This is a genomic window from Pseudomonas paraveronii, assembly GCF_963681955.1.
Lineage (GTDB): Bacteria > Pseudomonadota > Gammaproteobacteria > Pseudomonadales > Pseudomonadaceae > Aquipseudomonas > Aquipseudomonas paraveronii.
The window spans coordinates 5685877-5701845 of the sequence record NZ_OY817130.1; the positions used below are offsets into that span (position 1 = coordinate 5685877).

At 62.0% G+C, this 15969-nt stretch carries 17 protein-coding genes and 1 pseudogene; 12 read left to right on the top strand and 6 right to left on the bottom strand.

The features are described 5' to 3' along the window. Positions 1-32: 32 nt before the first annotated feature. The 3 genes from U5A08_RS26315 to trxA are packed head-to-tail and all read left to right on the top strand — an operon-like array spanning position 33 to position 2052. Positions 33-488 carry a YbaY family lipoprotein gene (locus U5A08_RS26315; RefSeq protein WP_253399554.1) on the top strand — a complete coding sequence of 152 codons (456 nt, stop codon included), beginning with the start codon at positions 33-35 and terminating at the stop codon, positions 486-488. Beyond that, positions 485-1147 (top strand): class I SAM-dependent methyltransferase, encoded by a 663-nt coding sequence (locus tag U5A08_RS26320; protein ID WP_253399556.1) that lies wholly within the window; start codon positions 485-487, stop codon positions 1145-1147. The genes U5A08_RS26315 and U5A08_RS26320 overlap by 4 nt, the downstream gene beginning before the upstream one ends. Before the next feature lie 32 nt (positions 1148-1179). Continuing rightward, positions 1180-2052 carry a thioredoxin gene (gene trxA / locus U5A08_RS26325; RefSeq protein WP_321849158.1) on the top strand — a complete coding sequence of 291 codons (873 nt, stop codon included), beginning with the start codon at positions 1180-1182 and terminating at the stop codon, positions 2050-2052. A 101-nt stretch (positions 2053-2153) separates the two neighbouring features. On the opposite strand, the gene U5A08_RS26330 is transcribed toward trxA, so the two are convergent. After that, positions 2154-2504, bottom strand: coding sequence for a hypothetical protein (locus U5A08_RS26330; protein WP_321849160.1), 351 nt, complete (start codon positions 2502-2504; stop codon positions 2154-2156). A 131-nt stretch (positions 2505-2635) separates the two neighbouring features. On the opposite strand from U5A08_RS26330, the gene U5A08_RS26335 reads away from it, so the two are divergent. The 5 genes from U5A08_RS26335 (at position 2636) to U5A08_RS26355 (ending at position 6554) form a co-directional block, all read left to right on the top strand. Further along, a complete protein-coding gene (locus U5A08_RS26335) occupies positions 2636-3244 on the top strand; it encodes a DUF2796 domain-containing protein (RefSeq protein ID WP_253399569.1) in 609 nt (202 codons plus the stop codon). A 6-nt stretch (positions 3245-3250) separates the two neighbouring features. Beyond that, positions 3251-3961, top strand: coding sequence for an ABC transporter ATP-binding protein (locus U5A08_RS26340; RefSeq protein ID WP_253399570.1), 711 nt, complete (start codon positions 3251-3253; stop codon positions 3959-3961). A gap of 1 nt (position 3962) precedes the next feature. Further along, a complete protein-coding gene (locus U5A08_RS26345; RefSeq protein ID WP_253399571.1) occupies positions 3963-5228 on the top strand; it encodes an ABC transporter permease in 1266 nt (421 codons plus the stop codon). Between the two features lie 11 nt (positions 5229-5239). Then, positions 5240-5761, top strand: coding sequence for a DUF3299 domain-containing protein (locus tag U5A08_RS26350; protein WP_253399572.1), 522 nt, complete (start codon positions 5240-5242; stop codon positions 5759-5761). A gap of 94 nt (positions 5762-5855) precedes the next feature. After that, complete coding sequence (locus U5A08_RS26355) at positions 5856-6554, top strand: OmpW/AlkL family protein (RefSeq protein WP_321849161.1); 699 nt, start codon at positions 5856-5858, stop codon at positions 6552-6554. 136 nt (positions 6555-6690) lie between these two features. Here the strand turns inward: U5A08_RS26355 and U5A08_RS26360 are convergent, their stop codons facing one another. After that, positions 6691-7575 carry a sugar nucleotide-binding protein gene (locus U5A08_RS26360; protein ID WP_253399574.1) on the bottom strand — a complete coding sequence of 295 codons (885 nt, stop codon included), beginning with the start codon at positions 7573-7575 and terminating at the stop codon, positions 6691-6693. A gap of 51 nt (positions 7576-7626) precedes the next feature. Between U5A08_RS26360 and U5A08_RS26365 the strand changes: the two genes are divergently transcribed. Beyond that, entirely contained in the window at positions 7627-7830 is a 204-nt protein-coding gene (locus U5A08_RS26365; protein ID WP_253399575.1) for a hypothetical protein, read from the top strand. Positions 7831-7891: 61 nt separating this feature from the next. On the opposite strand, the gene U5A08_RS26370 is transcribed toward U5A08_RS26365, so the two are convergent. Further along, positions 7892-8863 (bottom strand): GlxA family transcriptional regulator, encoded by a 972-nt coding sequence (locus U5A08_RS26370; protein WP_253399576.1) that lies wholly within the window; start codon positions 8861-8863, stop codon positions 7892-7894. A 96-nt stretch (positions 8864-8959) separates the two neighbouring features. On the opposite strand from U5A08_RS26370, the gene U5A08_RS26375 reads away from it, so the two are divergent. Continuing rightward, positions 8960-9520, top strand: a complete 561-nt coding sequence (locus U5A08_RS26375; protein WP_253399577.1) for a cysteine hydrolase family protein — start codon at positions 8960-8962, stop codon at positions 9518-9520. Between the two features lie 21 nt (positions 9521-9541). Here the strand turns inward: U5A08_RS26375 and tam are convergent, their stop codons facing one another. Then, complete coding sequence (tam, locus tag U5A08_RS26380; protein ID WP_253399578.1) at positions 9542-10303, bottom strand: trans-aconitate 2-methyltransferase; 762 nt, start codon at positions 10301-10303, stop codon at positions 9542-9544. 197 nt (positions 10304-10500) lie between these two features. On the opposite strand from tam, the pseudogene U5A08_RS26385 reads away from it, so the two are divergent. Then, positions 10501-10804: pseudogene (locus U5A08_RS26385) on the top strand (alpha/beta fold hydrolase); the annotation flags it as partial. Between the two features lie 168 nt (positions 10805-10972). Here U5A08_RS26385 and U5A08_RS26390 read toward each other — a convergent pair. Both U5A08_RS26390 and U5A08_RS26395 read right to left on the bottom strand, forming a co-directional pair. Then, complete coding sequence (locus U5A08_RS26390) at positions 10973-11500, bottom strand: single-stranded DNA-binding protein (protein ID WP_099235124.1); 528 nt, start codon at positions 11498-11500, stop codon at positions 10973-10975. A 9-nt stretch (positions 11501-11509) separates the two neighbouring features. After that, on the bottom strand, positions 11510-12904 hold the full coding sequence (locus U5A08_RS26395) for an MFS transporter (RefSeq protein ID WP_253399579.1): 1395 nt from the start codon (positions 12902-12904) through the stop codon (positions 11510-11512). Positions 12905-13082: 178 nt separating this feature from the next. Between U5A08_RS26395 and uvrA the strand changes: the two genes are divergently transcribed. Next, on the top strand, positions 13083-15917 hold the full coding sequence (gene uvrA / locus U5A08_RS26400) for an excinuclease ABC subunit UvrA (RefSeq protein WP_253399580.1): 2835 nt from the start codon (positions 13083-13085) through the stop codon (positions 15915-15917). Positions 15918-15969 lie beyond the last annotated feature (52 nt).

Here is a 15969-nt window from a genome sequence, read left to right on the forward strand (position 1 = left end):
AGCCACGGATATTGTCCTTTCTGGAGCCGTACATGCAGTTACGACCACTCGTTTTACTCACCTTGTTCGGTTTTCTGGTCGCCTGCAGCAGCGAAGCCCCAAAACCTTCGACGCCGCAGCCTCAGCCGGCGCAAGAGAAAAAAGTCCCCGGCATTGAAGACCTCGGCCCGCTACCGGCCTACCAGCGTGAAATCAACGGCAGCCTGACCAACGTGCCCGCCGGCGCCGAAGTCGAGATGGCGCTGTTGGTGATCGACGACCGCAGCCGCCCGCAACAACTGCTCGCCAGCAGCGTGCTGAGCGGCAACGGCAAACCCCTGGCCTTCCGCCTGCGCTTCAGCCCCGACGCGTTCCCGGCCGGTGCGCGGGTTGAACTGCGCGGGCGCGCCAGCCAGTCCGGCCAGTTGATCCTGCACCTGCCCGCCGTGCGCATCACCCAGGCGATCACCCAGACCACCGGCCCCCTGCAACTCGTCACAGCACCATGACGCCACCGCAGGACCTGCAACGGGCGCTGAGCGAACTGATCGGCGACGCACACCTGGTGCCCTGCCCGCTGCCGGGCACCGACCTGGCGTTGTGGCTGCTCGACGCCGACAACATGGACCGCGCCTTCAGCCCCGAAGAAACCCGGCGCATCCTGCATGAGCCGCCCTACTGGAGTTTCTGCTGGGCCAGCGGCCTGGCACTGGCGCGCTACCTGGCGGCGAACCCGACGTGGGTCGCGGGCAAGCGCGTGCTGGATTTTGGCGCCGGCTCCGGCGTCGCCGGGATTGCCGCCGTCAAAGCCGGTGCGTTGGAAGTGGTGGCCTGCGACCTTGATCCGCTCGCGTTGGCGTCCTGCCGGGCGAATGCCGAACTCAATGGGGTTGAACTGGGTTATTCGGCGGACTTTTTCGCCGAGGCCGACCGTTTCGACCTGATCCTGGTGGCCGACGTACTCTACGATCGCGCCAACCTGCCGCTGCTCGACCAGTTCCTCACGCGCGGGCGTGAAGCGCTGGTGGCGGATTCGCGGGTACGGGATTTTCAGCACCCGGATTATCAGCGCCTGGCGATACTGGAGGCGCTGACATTGCCGGACTTGGCGGAGCCTTGGGAGTTTCGCAAGGTGAGCCTGTACCATTCGCGGCGCCAGCCCTTATAGTTGCCCCATTCCCGCTTTATTCGAGACGCCCCATGAGTGAGCCCACGCCGTATATCTTCGACGCCACCACTGCCACGTTCGACCAGGCGGTGATCCAGAACTCCTTCGAAAAGCCCGTGCTCGTGGACTTCTGGGCCGAGTGGTGCGCGCCGTGCAAGGCGTTGATGCCGATGCTGGCGAAAATCGCCGAGAGTTATCAGGGCGAGTTGCTGCTGGCCAAGGTCGATTGCGAGGCCGAGCAGGACATCGTTGCGCGCTTTGGTATTCAGAGCCTGCCGACAGTGGTGCTGTTCAAGGACGGCCAACCGGTGGACGGGTTTGCCGGGGCGCAGCCGGAGTCGGCGGTGCGGGCGATGCTCGAACCTCACGTGCAGATGCCGCCGCCAGCCGCGGCGGCCCCACTGGAGCAGGCCCAGGCGCTGTTTGCCGACGGCCGCATCAGCGAAGCTGAAACCGTGCTGGTCGCGCTGTTGGGCGAGGACAACAGCAACGCCGCCGCGCTGATTCTGTACGCACGCTGCCTGGCCGAACGCGGTGAACTGGGTGAAGCCCAAGCCGTTCTCGACGCCGTGAAGAGCGACGATCACAAAGCCGCCCTCGCCGGCGCCAAGGCGCAAATCACTTTCCTGCGCCAGGCGGCCGACCTGCCGGACGCCGCCGACCTGAAAAGCCGCCTGGCGCAAAACCCGCAGGACGATGAAGCCGCCTATCAGTTGGCCATTCAGCAACTGGCGCGCCAGCAGTACGACGCCGCGCTGGAAGGCTTGCTCAAGCTGTTTATCCGCAACCGTAGCTACAGCGAGGGCCTGCCGCACAAGACCTTGCTGCAGGTGTTCGAACTGCTGGGCAATGATCACCCACTGGTGACCGCATACCGCCGCAAGCTGTTCGCCGCGCTGTACTAATCGCCCTGTAGGAGCGAGCTTGCTCGCGAAAAACGCAAGGACACCGCATTCATTCAGGATGGGCGCGTTGTGGTTGACGCTCTTCGCAAGCAAGCTCGCTACTACGAGGGATCAATCCAGGTATAGAGCGGCGTATCACCGCCGCTGCTGACCTTGACCTGGCCGCTATGGCGCAGGCGCACCAGCAGGCGCTTGCCTGTCGCCGCATCGCCGGCCAGTCCTTCGAGTTGATTGAGCAATTCCAGCCCATTGAGTTGGCCGGCGGCGCGCAACAGGTCCTGGGCGCTCTGCCACAGGTCATCATTGCGCTTGACCGCAATGGCCGGCGCGGCGGTCGCGCTGGCCACGGGCGTCGCCTGCAACTGCGCGCTCAGTCGCGCCCAATCAGCGTCATCCAGCTCCAGGGTCAAGTCCACTGGCAGGTCGCCGACGGTTCCACGAATTCGCAACATCGTCCTTACTCCTGCATTTTTCCGACGGGCATGCTCCCATGCGGCTTGCGCAACGCCAAGCGGACGGTCAAACTCTCGGCATTATTGTTATAAGATTACATAACATAACTTTCATGTTCTGGAGCTTCCCCATGCGCCGTCTGCTGCTTGCTTTGCCGTTTGCCCTGCTGCCACTGGCTATCGCCCACGCCGCTGACGAGCATGATCATGAGCACGCCAGCCTCGGCGCCCATGAACACGGGGTCGGCCGTCTCAATGCGGTGCTCGACGGCCAGGCCCTGGAGCTTGAGCTGGACAGCCCGGCGATGAACCTGGTGGGTTTCGAACACCTGGCCAGCAGCGCCGCCGACAAAGCCAAGGTCGCCGCCGTGCGCAAACAGCTGGAAAATCCCCTGGCCCTGTTCAACCTGCCCAAGGCCGCCGGTTGCGTGGTCAGCACCCAGGAACTCAACAGCCCGCTGTTCGGCGACAAGCCCGAAGTCGAGCATGACGACGACGACAATGACGACCACGCCACCGACAGCAAAGGCGTGGCTGCCCACGAGCATCATCACGACCACAGCGAAATCCACGCCCACTACCAATTCACCTGCGCCACGCCGACGGCCTTGAGCAACCTCGACCTGAGCCAAGTGTTCAAGACCTTCCCCGCCACCCAGAAAATTCAGGTACAACTGATCGGCCCGAGCGGCCAGCAAGGTGTGGAAGCGACGGTCACAGCAGCCACCCTGAAGTTCTGAGTAGCCATGAGCCACGCATTGATCGAACTGTCCGACCTGGGCTTCAACTGGCCCGGGCACCCACAGTTGCTGGACATCCCCGCGTTTCGCCTGGAACTGGGGGAGACCCTGTTTCTCAAAGGCCCCAGCGGCAGCGGCAAGACCACCCTGCTCGGCCTGCTGGGCGGCGTGCAGACACCCGGCCGAGGCAGTATCCGCCTGCTCGGCCAGGAACTGACCGACCTCTCGGCCGGTGCCCGCGACCGTTTTCGTGTCGACCACACCGGCTACATCTTCCAGCAGTTCAACCTGCTGCCGTTCCTGTCGGTGCGCGAAAACGTCGAGCTGCCGTGCCACTTTTCCAAGCTGCGCGCGCAGCGGGCCAAGCAGCGCCACGGCAGCGTCGACCAGGCCGCTGCGAGCTTGCTCGCGCACTTGGGCCTGAAGGACAAGGATTTGCTGGAGCGCCGCGCCGACTCGCTGTCGATCGGCCAGCAACAACGGGTGGCCGCCGCCCGTGCGCTGATCGGCCAGCCGGAGCTGGTGATCGCCGACGAGCCGACCTCGGCCCTGGACTACGACGCCCGCGAAGCCTTCCTGCAACTGCTGTTCGCCGAATGCCGCGACGCCGGCGCCAGCCTGTTGTTTGTCAGCCATGACCAGAGCCTGGCCCCACTGTTCGACCGCCACCTGTCGCTGGCCGAACTCAATCGCGCCGCCACGCCCGCAGAGGTTTGAGATGTATCTGTTCCGTCTAGCCATGGCCAGCCTGGCTAACCGCCGCTTTACCGCGATCCTCACCGCCTTCGCCATCGCCCTTTCGGTGTGCCTGCTGCTGGCCGTGGAGCGGGTACGCGTTGAAGCGCGCAACAGTTTCGCCAGCACCATCAGCGGCACCGACCTGATCGTCGGCGCGCGCTCCGGCTCGGTCAACCTGCTGCTGTATTCCGTGTTCCGCATCGGCAACGCCACCAACAACATCCGCTGGGACAGCTACGAACACTTCGCCGCCAGCCCCCAGGTGAAATGGGCCATTCCGATTTCCCTCGGCGACTCCCATCGCGGCTACCGGGTGATGGGCACCAACGCGTCCTACTTCGAGCACTACCAGTACGGCCGCAAGCAAAACCTCGAACTGGCCAGCGGCCGCGCCTTCGCCACCGATCCGTTCGAAGTGGTGCTCGGCGCCGAAGTCGCCGAAGCGCTGCACTACAAGCTCGGCGACAAGCTGGTGCTGGCCCACGGCGTGGCGGTGGTCAGCCTGGTCAAGCACGATGACAAACCGTTCACCGTGGTCGGCATCCTCAAGCGCACCGGCACCCCGGTGGACCGCACGCTGCATATCAGCCTCGGCGGCATGGAAGCGATCCATATCGACTGGCACAACGGCGTGCCGGCCCAGGGCAAAGGCCGCATCAGTGCCGATCAGGCGCGCAACATGGACCTGACCCCGCAAGCGATCACCGCCTTCATGCTCGGCTTGAACAACAAGATTTCCACCTTCGCCCTGCAACGCGAGATCAATGAATTCCGCGGCGAGCCGATGCTGGCGATTCTGCCCGGCGTGGCGCTGCAAGAGCTGTGGAGCATGATGGGCACTGCGGAAAAGGCATTGTTTGTGATCTCGCTATTCGTGGTGCTGACCGGCTTGATCGGCATGCTCACCGCGATTCTCACCAGCCTCAACGAGCGCCGTCGCGAAATGGCGATCCTGCGCTCGGTGGGCGCACGCCCGTGGCATATCGCGACGCTGCTGATCTTCGAAGCCTTTGCCCTGGCGCTGTCCGGCGTGATCGCAGGCGTGGGTTTGCTGTACGTGTGCATCGCGGCTTCGCGCGGGTATTTGCAGGCCAACTACGGCCTGGACCTGCCGATGGCCTGGCCCAGCGAATATGAGTGGACCTTGCTCGCCGGTATCCTGGCGGCGGCGCTGCTGATGGGCAGCGTGCCCGCGTGGCGTGCCTATCGACAATCCTTGGCCGATGGCCTGTCCATACGTTTATGAGGAAGGCTTCGATGCGTCGCGCCCTGTTTACCCTGTTGTTGCTGCTGGCCGCACCCGCCTGGGCGGAGGATCAGCCCAAGGATTTGTCCTGGCAGGAGATGATTCCGCCGGACGCGCCGCCGGAAATCCCCAATATGAAACCGCTGCACGACCTGTCGAAGATGGCCGATGCCTTGTCGGTCGAGGCCGCACCAGCGGCCAAGCAGGACTTGCCCAACGCGCCGGTGGTGCAGAGCCTCGACGGCCAACATATTCGCCTGCCGGGCTATATCGTGCCGCTGGAGGTCAGTGAAGAAGGCCGCACCACCGAGTTCCTGCTGGTGCCGTATTTCGGCGCGTGCATCCACGTACCGCCGCCGCCGTCGAATCAGATCGTGCATGTGAAAAGCGAAGTCGGCGTAAAGCTCGATGAGCTGTATCAGCCGTATTGGATCGAGGGCGCGATGCAGGTCAAACCGTCGTCCAGTGAGTTGGCTGACGCGGGCTATCAGATGGACGCCGAGAAGATTTACATCTACGAATTACCGGAATAGCGCTTATCACCCTTTCATTGAGCTGCGTCAAAAGACCAAGCGGAACGATCTTTACCATTGGATGTACAACCTTTAAATGTCCTCTGGAGCTCCCATGAACAAGTCCCTGCTCGGTGCGTCCCTCTTCGCCCTCGCCCTCGCTGCCCCCGTTGCCCACGCTTACGAGGCCGGTGACATCCTGGTTCGTGCCGGTGCAATCACCGTGAACCCGAATACCGACAGCGGCAACGTCAAAGTTGACCAGGGCCCATCGGCAGGCCAAAACCTGGGCGGCAAAGCGACCTTGAGCAGCGACACGCAACTGGGTCTGAACTTCGCCTACATGTTCTCCAGCCACTGGGGTATCGAACTGCTGGCGGCCTCCCCGTTCTCGCATGACGTGAAGCTCAAGGGCACCGCCGTGGGCGCAGCCAACGGTAAGCTCGGCTCCCTGAAACAACTGCCGCCAACCCTGAGCGTCGTGTACTACCCGCTGGACAGCGCGTCGAAGTTCCAACCGTATGTGGGTGCCGGTATCAACTACACCTGGATCTATGACGAGAGCCTCAGCGGCAGCGCGAAACAAAGCGGTTTCAGCAACTTCAAGGCCGACAACTCCTGGGGCTGGGCCGCACAGATCGGTGCTGACTACATGATCACCGACAAGTGGATGATCAACGGCCAGGTACGTTATATCGACATCAGCACCACGGCCACCGTGGACAACAACGCACTGGGCCAAGGCACTCGCGCCAAGGTCAATGTTGACGTTGATCCATTCGTTTACATGGTCGGTATCGGCTACAAGTTCTAAGCGATATTTCACAAACACCGCAAAACCAATGTGGGAGGGGGCTTGCCCCCGATAGCGCGGCGTCAGTCAACAGATTCATTGACTGAGCCACCGCTATCGGGGGCAAGCCCCCTCCCACATTTTGCTTTGGGGTGTTTCAGCTACGGCGGTAGAACCGATCCAGCAACGCTGGCAACCCCGCTCGCCACGCCCGCGGCTTGATGCCGAAGGTATGCAGGATTTTCTTGCAGGCCAGCACCGCGTGTTGTGGTTCTTCACCGGCATCCGGCCGAGCCGCATGGGCCTGGGCGGTGGGGGCTTCGATGGCCAGCGCACGGAAGCTGCGCGCTTCGGTGAGGATTGCCTGGCCCAGCGCCAACGGCGTGGTCGCCTCGTGACCGGCGTAGTGATAAGTGCCCCACAGCGGCGCCGCGCAATCGAGTTGCTTGAGCACGGAGATGATCACCCGCGCTGCATCGTCCACCGGCGTCGGGTTGCCGCGACGGTCGTCGGCCATCAGCAATTCTTCAGTCTTCTCGGCCCGCGCCAGGAAACGCCCGAGGGTGCCGTCGACACTGTCATCCAGCAGCCAGCCAAAGCGCAGCAACACATGTTGCGGGCACGTGGCGCGCACGCTCTGCTCGATACGCCACAACGCCTGGCCGCGCAGGCCCAGGGGCACCGGCTCGTCCTTTTCACTGTAGGCGGTGGCGCGGGAGCCATCGAACACGCGGTAGCTGGACGGTTGCAGCAAGGTGATGTTGTGGTGCTGGCACAGTTCGGCCAGGCGTTCAATCGCAGACTCCTGGGCGGCCAGACGGCTTTCGCTGACCGCTTCGGCCTGGAACCAGTCGAAATAGTAGGCGAGGTTGATCAACGCATCGGGACGGGTGTCGTCGAGCAATTGGGTAAGGCTCGCGGCATCCCAGCCGTCTTGGGGCGGTTTGGGGGCGAGGAAACCGATGTCTTCCTCTGCACCGAGGCGAATCAGCGCCTGCCCGAGGGCATTCCCGCCGCCCAATAACATAAGGCGCATTCGCATAGATTGAGCAGGCCCGGTCTGTTTGGAACGATGGTTAGTATCGACAGGCGTTTGAGCCTTGCCGTGGGTGTTTGCCAGAATCGTTGCATTTTGCGGGTTTGTAGCGCAACCGTCACGGATAAACTGCGGGCTTGCCAGGTATTGCTCGCCGCAGTAGCTGAACACGTGATTGCCGATAAAGCTCTGGCCTACGCAGCGGGTGACGAGGCATCTTTGATGGATGGTTTTCAAATCAATCAGTTAGCAAAAGTCTGATAGCACTTGACCTGTTTGATTCTGCACGATGACGTATTAACGGCGAGGCGTTCTGCATGATTCACACGCCAAACCGGCTGCGGTACTCGCTGGGCGCCAGGCCGGTGATTTTCTTGAACGTGGCGCGAAACGCGCTGGGGTCCTGATACCCCACGGTCCAGGCGATATGGTCGATGGTGCCATTGGTGAATTCGAGCATTTGCCGGGCCTTGCCGACTCGCAGGTGCTGGCAATATTCAGTGGGTTTCAAACCCGTCGCGCCGCGAAAGCGCCGCAGGAACGTGCGCTCTTCGAGGCCCGCCTGCTGCGCCATCGCCACCACCGAGACATCCACCGCGCCGCTCGCTTGCAACCAGTGCTGGACCTTCAGGATCGCGCCGTCACCATGCCCGAGAATCGGCGCGAAGTTGCTGCCGCACTGGCTGGCGCTGTCGCTGTGTTCGATCACCAAAAAGCGCGCCGTGTCCGCCGCAACGCTCGGCCCCATGAGGCGGTCGACCAGGCGTAGGCCCAGCTCGGACCACGCCATCAGCCCGGCGGTGGTGATCAGGTCGCCGTCATCGACGATGGGTTTATCCGCTTCCAGACGTACCGCCGGGTAACGCGCAGCGAAGGTGCTGGCGGAAGACCAGTGGGTAGTGGCGCTGCGCCCGTCCAACAGACCACTGCGCGCCAGCATGATCGAGCCGATGCACACGCCACCGAGCACGGTGCCCGCTGCGTGTTGCTGACGTAGCCAATCCAGCAGCGCGGGGGGCGTCTGTTCCTCGGTGAATTCGCCGATCGACGGTGGCACCAGCACGGCCATCAGTGGCTGGCCTGGGCCGGGATGGCTGGCGAATATGCGCACGGGCGTGCCATCCGGCGCCACCTGCCAATGACTGACCCGCAGCAGCGGCAATTGCGCGGATTGGTGCGCGGCGGCAATCCGATTGGCCACCCCGAACAGATCGGTCAAGCCATGCACCGCCGCCAGTTGCGCGCCTTGGTAGATCAACACACCCAGCTCGATGATCGAGCGCTCCACGGCCATTGTCAGTTTTCCCCCTGTTATTGTCGGTGCAGCCAATCCCCGCTCTGCGCGCCAGCTAAGATACTGGCCCCATCAACCCATCACGAGGCAACACACATGGCCAAGCAAGCGCTCATCCTAATCGATATCCAGAACGACTACTTCCCCCAGGGCAAGTGGCCTCTCGACGGCGTGGAGGCTGCGGCAGACAAGGCCGCGCAGGTGCTGCAGGCATTTCGCCGGGCGGGCGATGCGGTGATTCATGTGCGTCATGAGTTCACCTCGGACGATGCACCGTTCTTCACCCCAGGCTCCGAAGGCGCGCACCTGCATCCCAAGGTGCTGAACGAAGGCAGTGAGCCGGTGGTGCTTAAACACTTTGTGAATGCGTTTCGCGAAACCCAACTGCGCACGGTGCTGGAGCAACGCAGCATCACTGACGTGGTGGTGGTCGGCAGCATGAGCCATATGTGCATCGACGCGGTGGTACGGGCGGCGGCGGACCTGGGCTACAAGGTCACGCTGATCCATGACGCCTGCGCCACGCGGGATCAGGAATTCAACGGGCAAGTGATTCCGGCGGCGCAGGTGCATGGGGCGTATATGGCGTCGCTGGCGTTTGGGTATGCGAGCGTGGTGTCGACGCAAGAATACTTGCAGGCCCAAGCGGCGGCCTGACCGCCACGTGCGGGCGTGGCGCTAGCGGGTCGCAATGATGAACAGGCGCGGGAAAGGCAGAAGTACGGTGCCATCAGCCAGGGCCGGATAAGCCTGGCTGATCCGCGCCTGATAGTCCTGCAGGAAAGCGGCTTTTTCGTCGTCGCTCAACGGCGCGAGGAACGGCCGCAATGCCGAGGCCTTGAACCACTCCACCACGGCCGCGTGATCCGCCAGCGGGTGCAGGTAGGTGGTGCGCCATACATCGACGGTGCTGCAGTGTTGGCTCAGCAGCTCGTAGTAATAGCTCGCCGAGTGCCGTTCATTGTGTTTGACCGCACCAATCCTGGAGGACCATGGGCCATCGGCCGCGACCTCACGGGCCAGCCGATGGGCGGGCTCGTCAAGGTTGTCCGGGGTTTGCACCGCCAGGGTTCCGCCGCGTGTCAGTTGGCTGACCAAGTGCGGGTAGAGCGTGGCGTGGTCCGGCAGCCATTGCAGGGAAGCGTTCGCCAGGATCACATCGAAGGGTTGTGCCGGGGCCCACGCGCCGATGTCCGCCAGTTCGAAGCTCAGCGCCGGCAAGCGCTTGCGGGCGTCGGCCAGCATGTCGTCGGAGCTGTCCATGCCGGTGACGTGAGCCTGTGGAAAACGCTCGGCCAACACTTGCGTGGAATTACCGGGGCCGCAGCCCAGGTCAACGGCGGTTAGCACAGCGGTATTGGGAATGGCCGCAACCAGATCGCGGACGGGGCGTGTGCGCTGTTGTTCGAACAGGGTGTATTGCTTGGCTGACCAGGTCATCACGGCTTTCCTTCTGTGTAAAGGTTGGCCACAGCCTAAATCTTGTGAGCCATGAGAACAAACGCCAGGGTTCACCTCACCATCGGACGATGCCTACACACCCTGCGCAGCGCTCGCAAACCCGAACTCAGCGTAGTGTCCACGGACGGTTTTCTGGCCTTCACCGCCAAATCTGTACACGTCAATGGAGCTACGCCATGACTTATCTGAAAACTCGCGAAGGCAACGATCTTTACTATAAGGACTGGGGCAGCGGCCAGCCTGTTGTGTTCTGCCACGGCTGGCCACTGAACAGCGACTGCAGGGAATCGCAAATGCTGCATTTCGCCAACAACGGTTTTCGCGCCATTGCGCATGACCGCCGAGGGCATGGACTACTACGCGGACGACCTGGCGGAATTGATCGAACACCTGGATCTGACCAACCTGATCCTCTTCGGTTTTTCCACCGGAGGCGGTGAAGTTGCGCGCTATATCGCTCGCCATGGCACGTCGCAGTTGCTGGTTTATACGGGCGCGCCCCATGGGTTGACTGACACGCACAAGCAACAAGCCAATGAAGATATGTTGCGTTTCGCGCAGTTTTAGCCTGCGTGAGGCGCATAAAAAACCGCGCGGCCTTGTCGGCGGCGCGGTTTTTTAATTTGCAGCTTGTTGCTTCGGTAAGACCTAGAACGGGATATCGTCATCAAAGCTGTCGAAATCCGGAGCCGGTTGCGGAGCGGCCTGTTGTGGCGCTGGGCGCGACTCACGCTGTGGCTGCTGACTTGGCTGCTGGCTTGGCTGCGGACGCGACTGCTGTGGACGCGGTGCCGAGTTGGACATGCCGCCCTGGCCCTGTTGGTCGCCCTGTGGACGGCCGCCGAGCAGTTGCATGGTGCCTTGCATGTCGACCACGATTTCAGTGGTGTAACGCTTGATGCCGTCTTTTTCCCACTCGCGGGTCTGCAGTTTGCCTTCGATGTAGACCTGCGAACCTTTGCGCAGGTATTCACCGGCGATCTCTGCCACTTTGCCGAACATCGACACACGGTGCCATTCGGTTTTCTCAACCTTTTGGCCGGTCTGCTTGTCGGTCCACTGTTCGCTGGTCGCCAGACTCAGGTTGGTCACGGCGTTACCGTTAGGCAAGTAGCGAACTTCGGGATCCTGGCCGCATGTACCGACCAATATGACTTTGTTAACCCCACGGGCCATAACGTTCTCCTAAGCTGGGCGCGCTGTCGGCACTGGGTTGACCAGTTGCTCGAGCGTCGCGCGATCCAATAATTCGGTGTCCAATTTGATGTAGATGGCGGCTTCTTCAGCAATAACCACAGCATCGGTAACCCCTGTAACGGCCTTAAGGCGCTCGGCCAAGCCAGCTTCGCGTATCGCTTCAGGCGATAACGGCAAGCGCAGACTCGTCACATAGGGAGGTTCGCGCATGGTAACAGCAAAGGCTAGCCAGAGGGCAGCCAGACCTGCGCATCCGAGGAACACAACCGACAAACCGCCGTGCTGGAACATCCAGCCACCCATGATGCCGCCCAACGCAGAGCCCAGGAACTGGCTGGTGGAATACACCCCCATCGCCGTGCCCTTGCCGCCGGCCGGTGAAACTTTACTGATCAGCGAAGGCAACGAAGCCTCTAGCAGGTTGAACGCGGTAAAGAACACCACCGTACCGATTACCAGCGCCCGCAGGCTGTCGCCGAACTGCCAGAAGAATAGCTCAGTGAGCATCAGCGTCACGACGGCGCCGAGTAAAACTCGTTTCATTTTGCGTTTCTTCTCGCCATAGATGATGAATGGGATCATGGCGAAGAATGAGATCAGCAGTGCGGTCAGGTAGACCCACCAGTGCTGTTCCTTGGGCAGCCCGGCTTTTTCCACCAGGGCCAGGGGCAAGGCAACGAAGCTGCTCATCAGCATCGCGTGCAATACAAAGATACCTAAATCCAAGCGCAGCAGGTCCGGATGCTTGAGCGTCGGCAGCAGGGCCTGGCGCGCAACCCCGGATTCACGGTGCTGCAGGGTGCCGGTGGAGCGCGGCACCATAAAGGCCACGATCACAATACCGAACAACGCCATGCCGCCGGTGGCCAGGAACAGTCCGTGCAAACCGAAGGCGCGGGTCAGCAACGGGCCGATCACCATTGCGACAGCAAACGACAGGCCGATGGTCATGCCGATCATGGCCATGGCCTTGGTACGGTGTTGTTCGCGGGTCAGGTCCGACAGCAAGGCCATGACCGCCGCAGAAATTGCACCGGCGCCCTGCAGGACACGTCCGGCGATCACGCCCCAGATAGAATCGGACTGGGCCGCGAGTACGCTGCCGAGGGCGAACACGATCAACCCGAGGTAGATCACTGGGCGGCGGCCGATGCGGTCGGAAATGATCCCGAACGGAATCTGGAAAATCGCCTGGGTCAGGCCATAGGCGCCAATGGCCAGGCCGATCAGGGCGGGGGTCGCGCCTGCAAGGTCCATCCCGTAGGTCGCCAGTACCGGCAACACCATGAACATGCCAAGCATACGGAAGGCGAACACCAGGGCCAGACCGCTTGCCGCTCGGGTCTCGCCGCTACTCATGCGTTCGCTGTGGGGATCGTGCATGGAAAAACCTCGTGTGAACCGGCGGCGATTCTACCAGTCCCATCGATTGAGAGGGTATATGCGGCGCTTTGCCGCGCAGGTTTCATGTAAGGCTGCACCTAGCACCTTGACAGTGTATATTCATCCAGTCTTTATCCGTATACTCCTGCATTATTTACGCCCGCCGTGCGAGGCCATCTTGGACAAGATCCTGATTCGTGGGGCTAGAACCCACAACCTGAAGAACATCGACCTGACCCTGCCCCGGGACAAACTGATCGTCATCACCGGTTTGTCCGGGTCCGGCAAATCGTCGCTGGCGTTCGACACGCTGTACGCCGAAGGCCAGCGCCGTTATGTCGAGTCGCTGTCGGCCTATGCCCGCCAGTTCCTGTCGATGATGGAAAAACCCGACGTCGACACCATCGAAGGCCTGTCGCCGGCGATTTCCATCGAGCAGAAATCGACGTCCCATAACCCGCGCTCCACCGTGGGCACCATCACCGAGATCTACGACTACCTGCGCCTGCTCTATGCGCGCGTCGGTATCCCGCGCTGCCCGGACCACGACATTCCGCTGGAAGCCCAGACCGTCAGCCAGATGGTCGACCTGGTGCTGGCCCAGCCGGAAGGCGCCAAGCTGATGTTGCTGGCGCCGGTAATTCGCGAGCGCAAGGGTGAACACCTTTCGGTGTTTGAAGAACTGCGTGCCCAAGGTTTCGTGCGTGCGCGGATCAACGGCAAGCTGTATGAGCTGGACGAAGCGCCGAAGCTCGACAAGCAGAAGAAGCACTCGATTGATGTCGTGGTCGACCGTTTCAAAGTGCGCGCCGACTTGCAGCAACGCCTGGCCGAATCCTTCGAGACCGCCCTGAAGCTGGCGGACGGTATCGCCCTGGTCGCGCCGATGGACGACGAGCCTGGCGAAGAGATCATCTTCTCCGCGCGCTTTGCCTGCCCGATCTGTGGCCACGCCATCAGCGAGCTGGAACCCAAGCTGTTCTCCTTCAACAACCCGGCCGGCGCATGCCCGACCTGTGATGGCCTGGGGGTGAAGCAGTTCTTCGACATCAAGCGCCTGGTCAATGGCGAACTGACGCTGGCAGAAGGCGCGATACGCGGCTGGGACAGGCGTAACGTTTATTACTTCCAGATGCTCGGGTCGTTGGCGTCGCACTATAAGTTCAGCCTGGAAGTACCGTTCAACCAACTGCCGGCGGATCAGCAGAAGGTCATTCTCAACGGCAGCGGCTCGCAGAGCGTCGACTTCAAATACCTCAACGACCGTGGCGACATCGTCAAACGCTCGCACCCGTTCGAAGGCATCGTGCCGAACCTCGAACGCCGCTACCGCGAGACCGAGTCGGCGAGCGTGCGTGAAGAGCTGGCGAAGTTTCTCAGCACCCAGCCCTGCCCGGATTGCCGTGGCACCCGCCTGCGCCGTGAGGCGCGGCACGTATGGGTTGGCGAGAAGACCCTGCCGGCAGTGACCAACCTGCCGATCGGTGATGCCTGTGAATACTTTGGTGTCCTCAAGCTGACCGGACGCCGTGGGGAGATTGCCGACAAGATCCTCAAGGAGATTCGCGAGCGCCTGCAGTTCCTGGTTAACGTCGGGCTGGACTACCTGTCGCTGGACCGCAGCGCCGATACCTTGTCTGGCGGTGAAGCCCAGCGTATTCGCCTGGCCAGCCAGATCGGTGCCGGCCTGGTGGGTGTGCTGTATATCCTCGATGAACCGTCGATCGGCTTGCACCAGCGCGACAATGATCGCCTCCTGGGCACGCTGAAGCACCTGCGGGATATCGGCAACACGGTGATTGTGGTCGAGCACGATGAAGACGCGATTCGCCTGGCAGATTATGTGGTCGATATCGGCCCGGGTGCCGGCGTGCATGGTGGACATATCGTCGCCCAAGGTACGCCTGCCGAGGTGATGGCCCATCCGGACTCACTGACGGGCAAGTACCTGTCCGGTCGCGTGAAGATTGAGGTGCCGGCCAAGCGCACGCCACGCAACAAGAAGATGGCGTTGCACCTCAAGGGCGCGCGTGGCAACAACCTGCGCAATGTCGATCTGGAGATTCCCCTGGGCCTGCTGACCTGCGTGACCGGTGTTTCCGGTTCGGGCAAGTCGACGCTGATCAACAACACCCTGTTCCCATTGAGCGCCACCGCCTTGAACGGCGCGACCACTCTGGAAGCGGCTGCACATGACAGCATCAAGGGCCTTGAGCTCTTGGACAAAGTGGTCGATATCGACCAGAGCCCGATTGGCCGCACACCACGCTCCAACCCGGCGACCTATACCGGGTTGTTCACGCCCATCCGCGAGTTGTTCGCTGGCGTGCCGGAATCCCGCTCGCGGGGCTACGGGCCGGGCCGGTTCTCGTTCAACGTCAAGGGCGGGCGCTGCGAAGCGTGCCAGGGCGATGGCTTGATCAAAGTGGAAATGCACTTCCTGCCGGACATCTACGTGCCCTGCGATGTGTGCAAGAGCAAGCGCTATAACCGCGAAACCCTTGAGATCAAATACAAGGGCAAGAACATTCACGAAACCCTGGAGATGACCATCGAAGAAGCGCGGGTGTTCTTCGACGCGGTTCCGGCGTTGGCGCGCAAGCTGCAGACGCTGATGGATGTGGGCTTGTCGTACATCAAGCTGGGGCAATCAGCGACCACGCTGTCCGGTGGTGAGGCGCAGCGGGTCAAGCTGTCCCGCGAGCTGTCCAAACGGGATACGGGTAAAACCCTGTATATCCTCGATGAACCGACCACGGGCCTGCACTTCGCGGATATTCAGCAATTACTGGATGTGTTGCACCGCCTGCGTGACCACGGCAACACCGTGGTGGTGATCGAACACAACCTGGATGTGATCAAGACCGCCGACTGGCTGGTCGACCTCGGGCCGGAAGGCGGTTCCAAGGGCGGCCAGATCATCGCGGTGGGTACGCCGGAGCAGGTCTCCGAAATGCCGCAGTCGCACACGGGTTACTACTTGAAACCATTGCTCGCACGCGACCGGGCCTGATTTATCCGACCCAATAAAAAGCCCCTGTCACCTCAACGGTGACAGGGGCTTT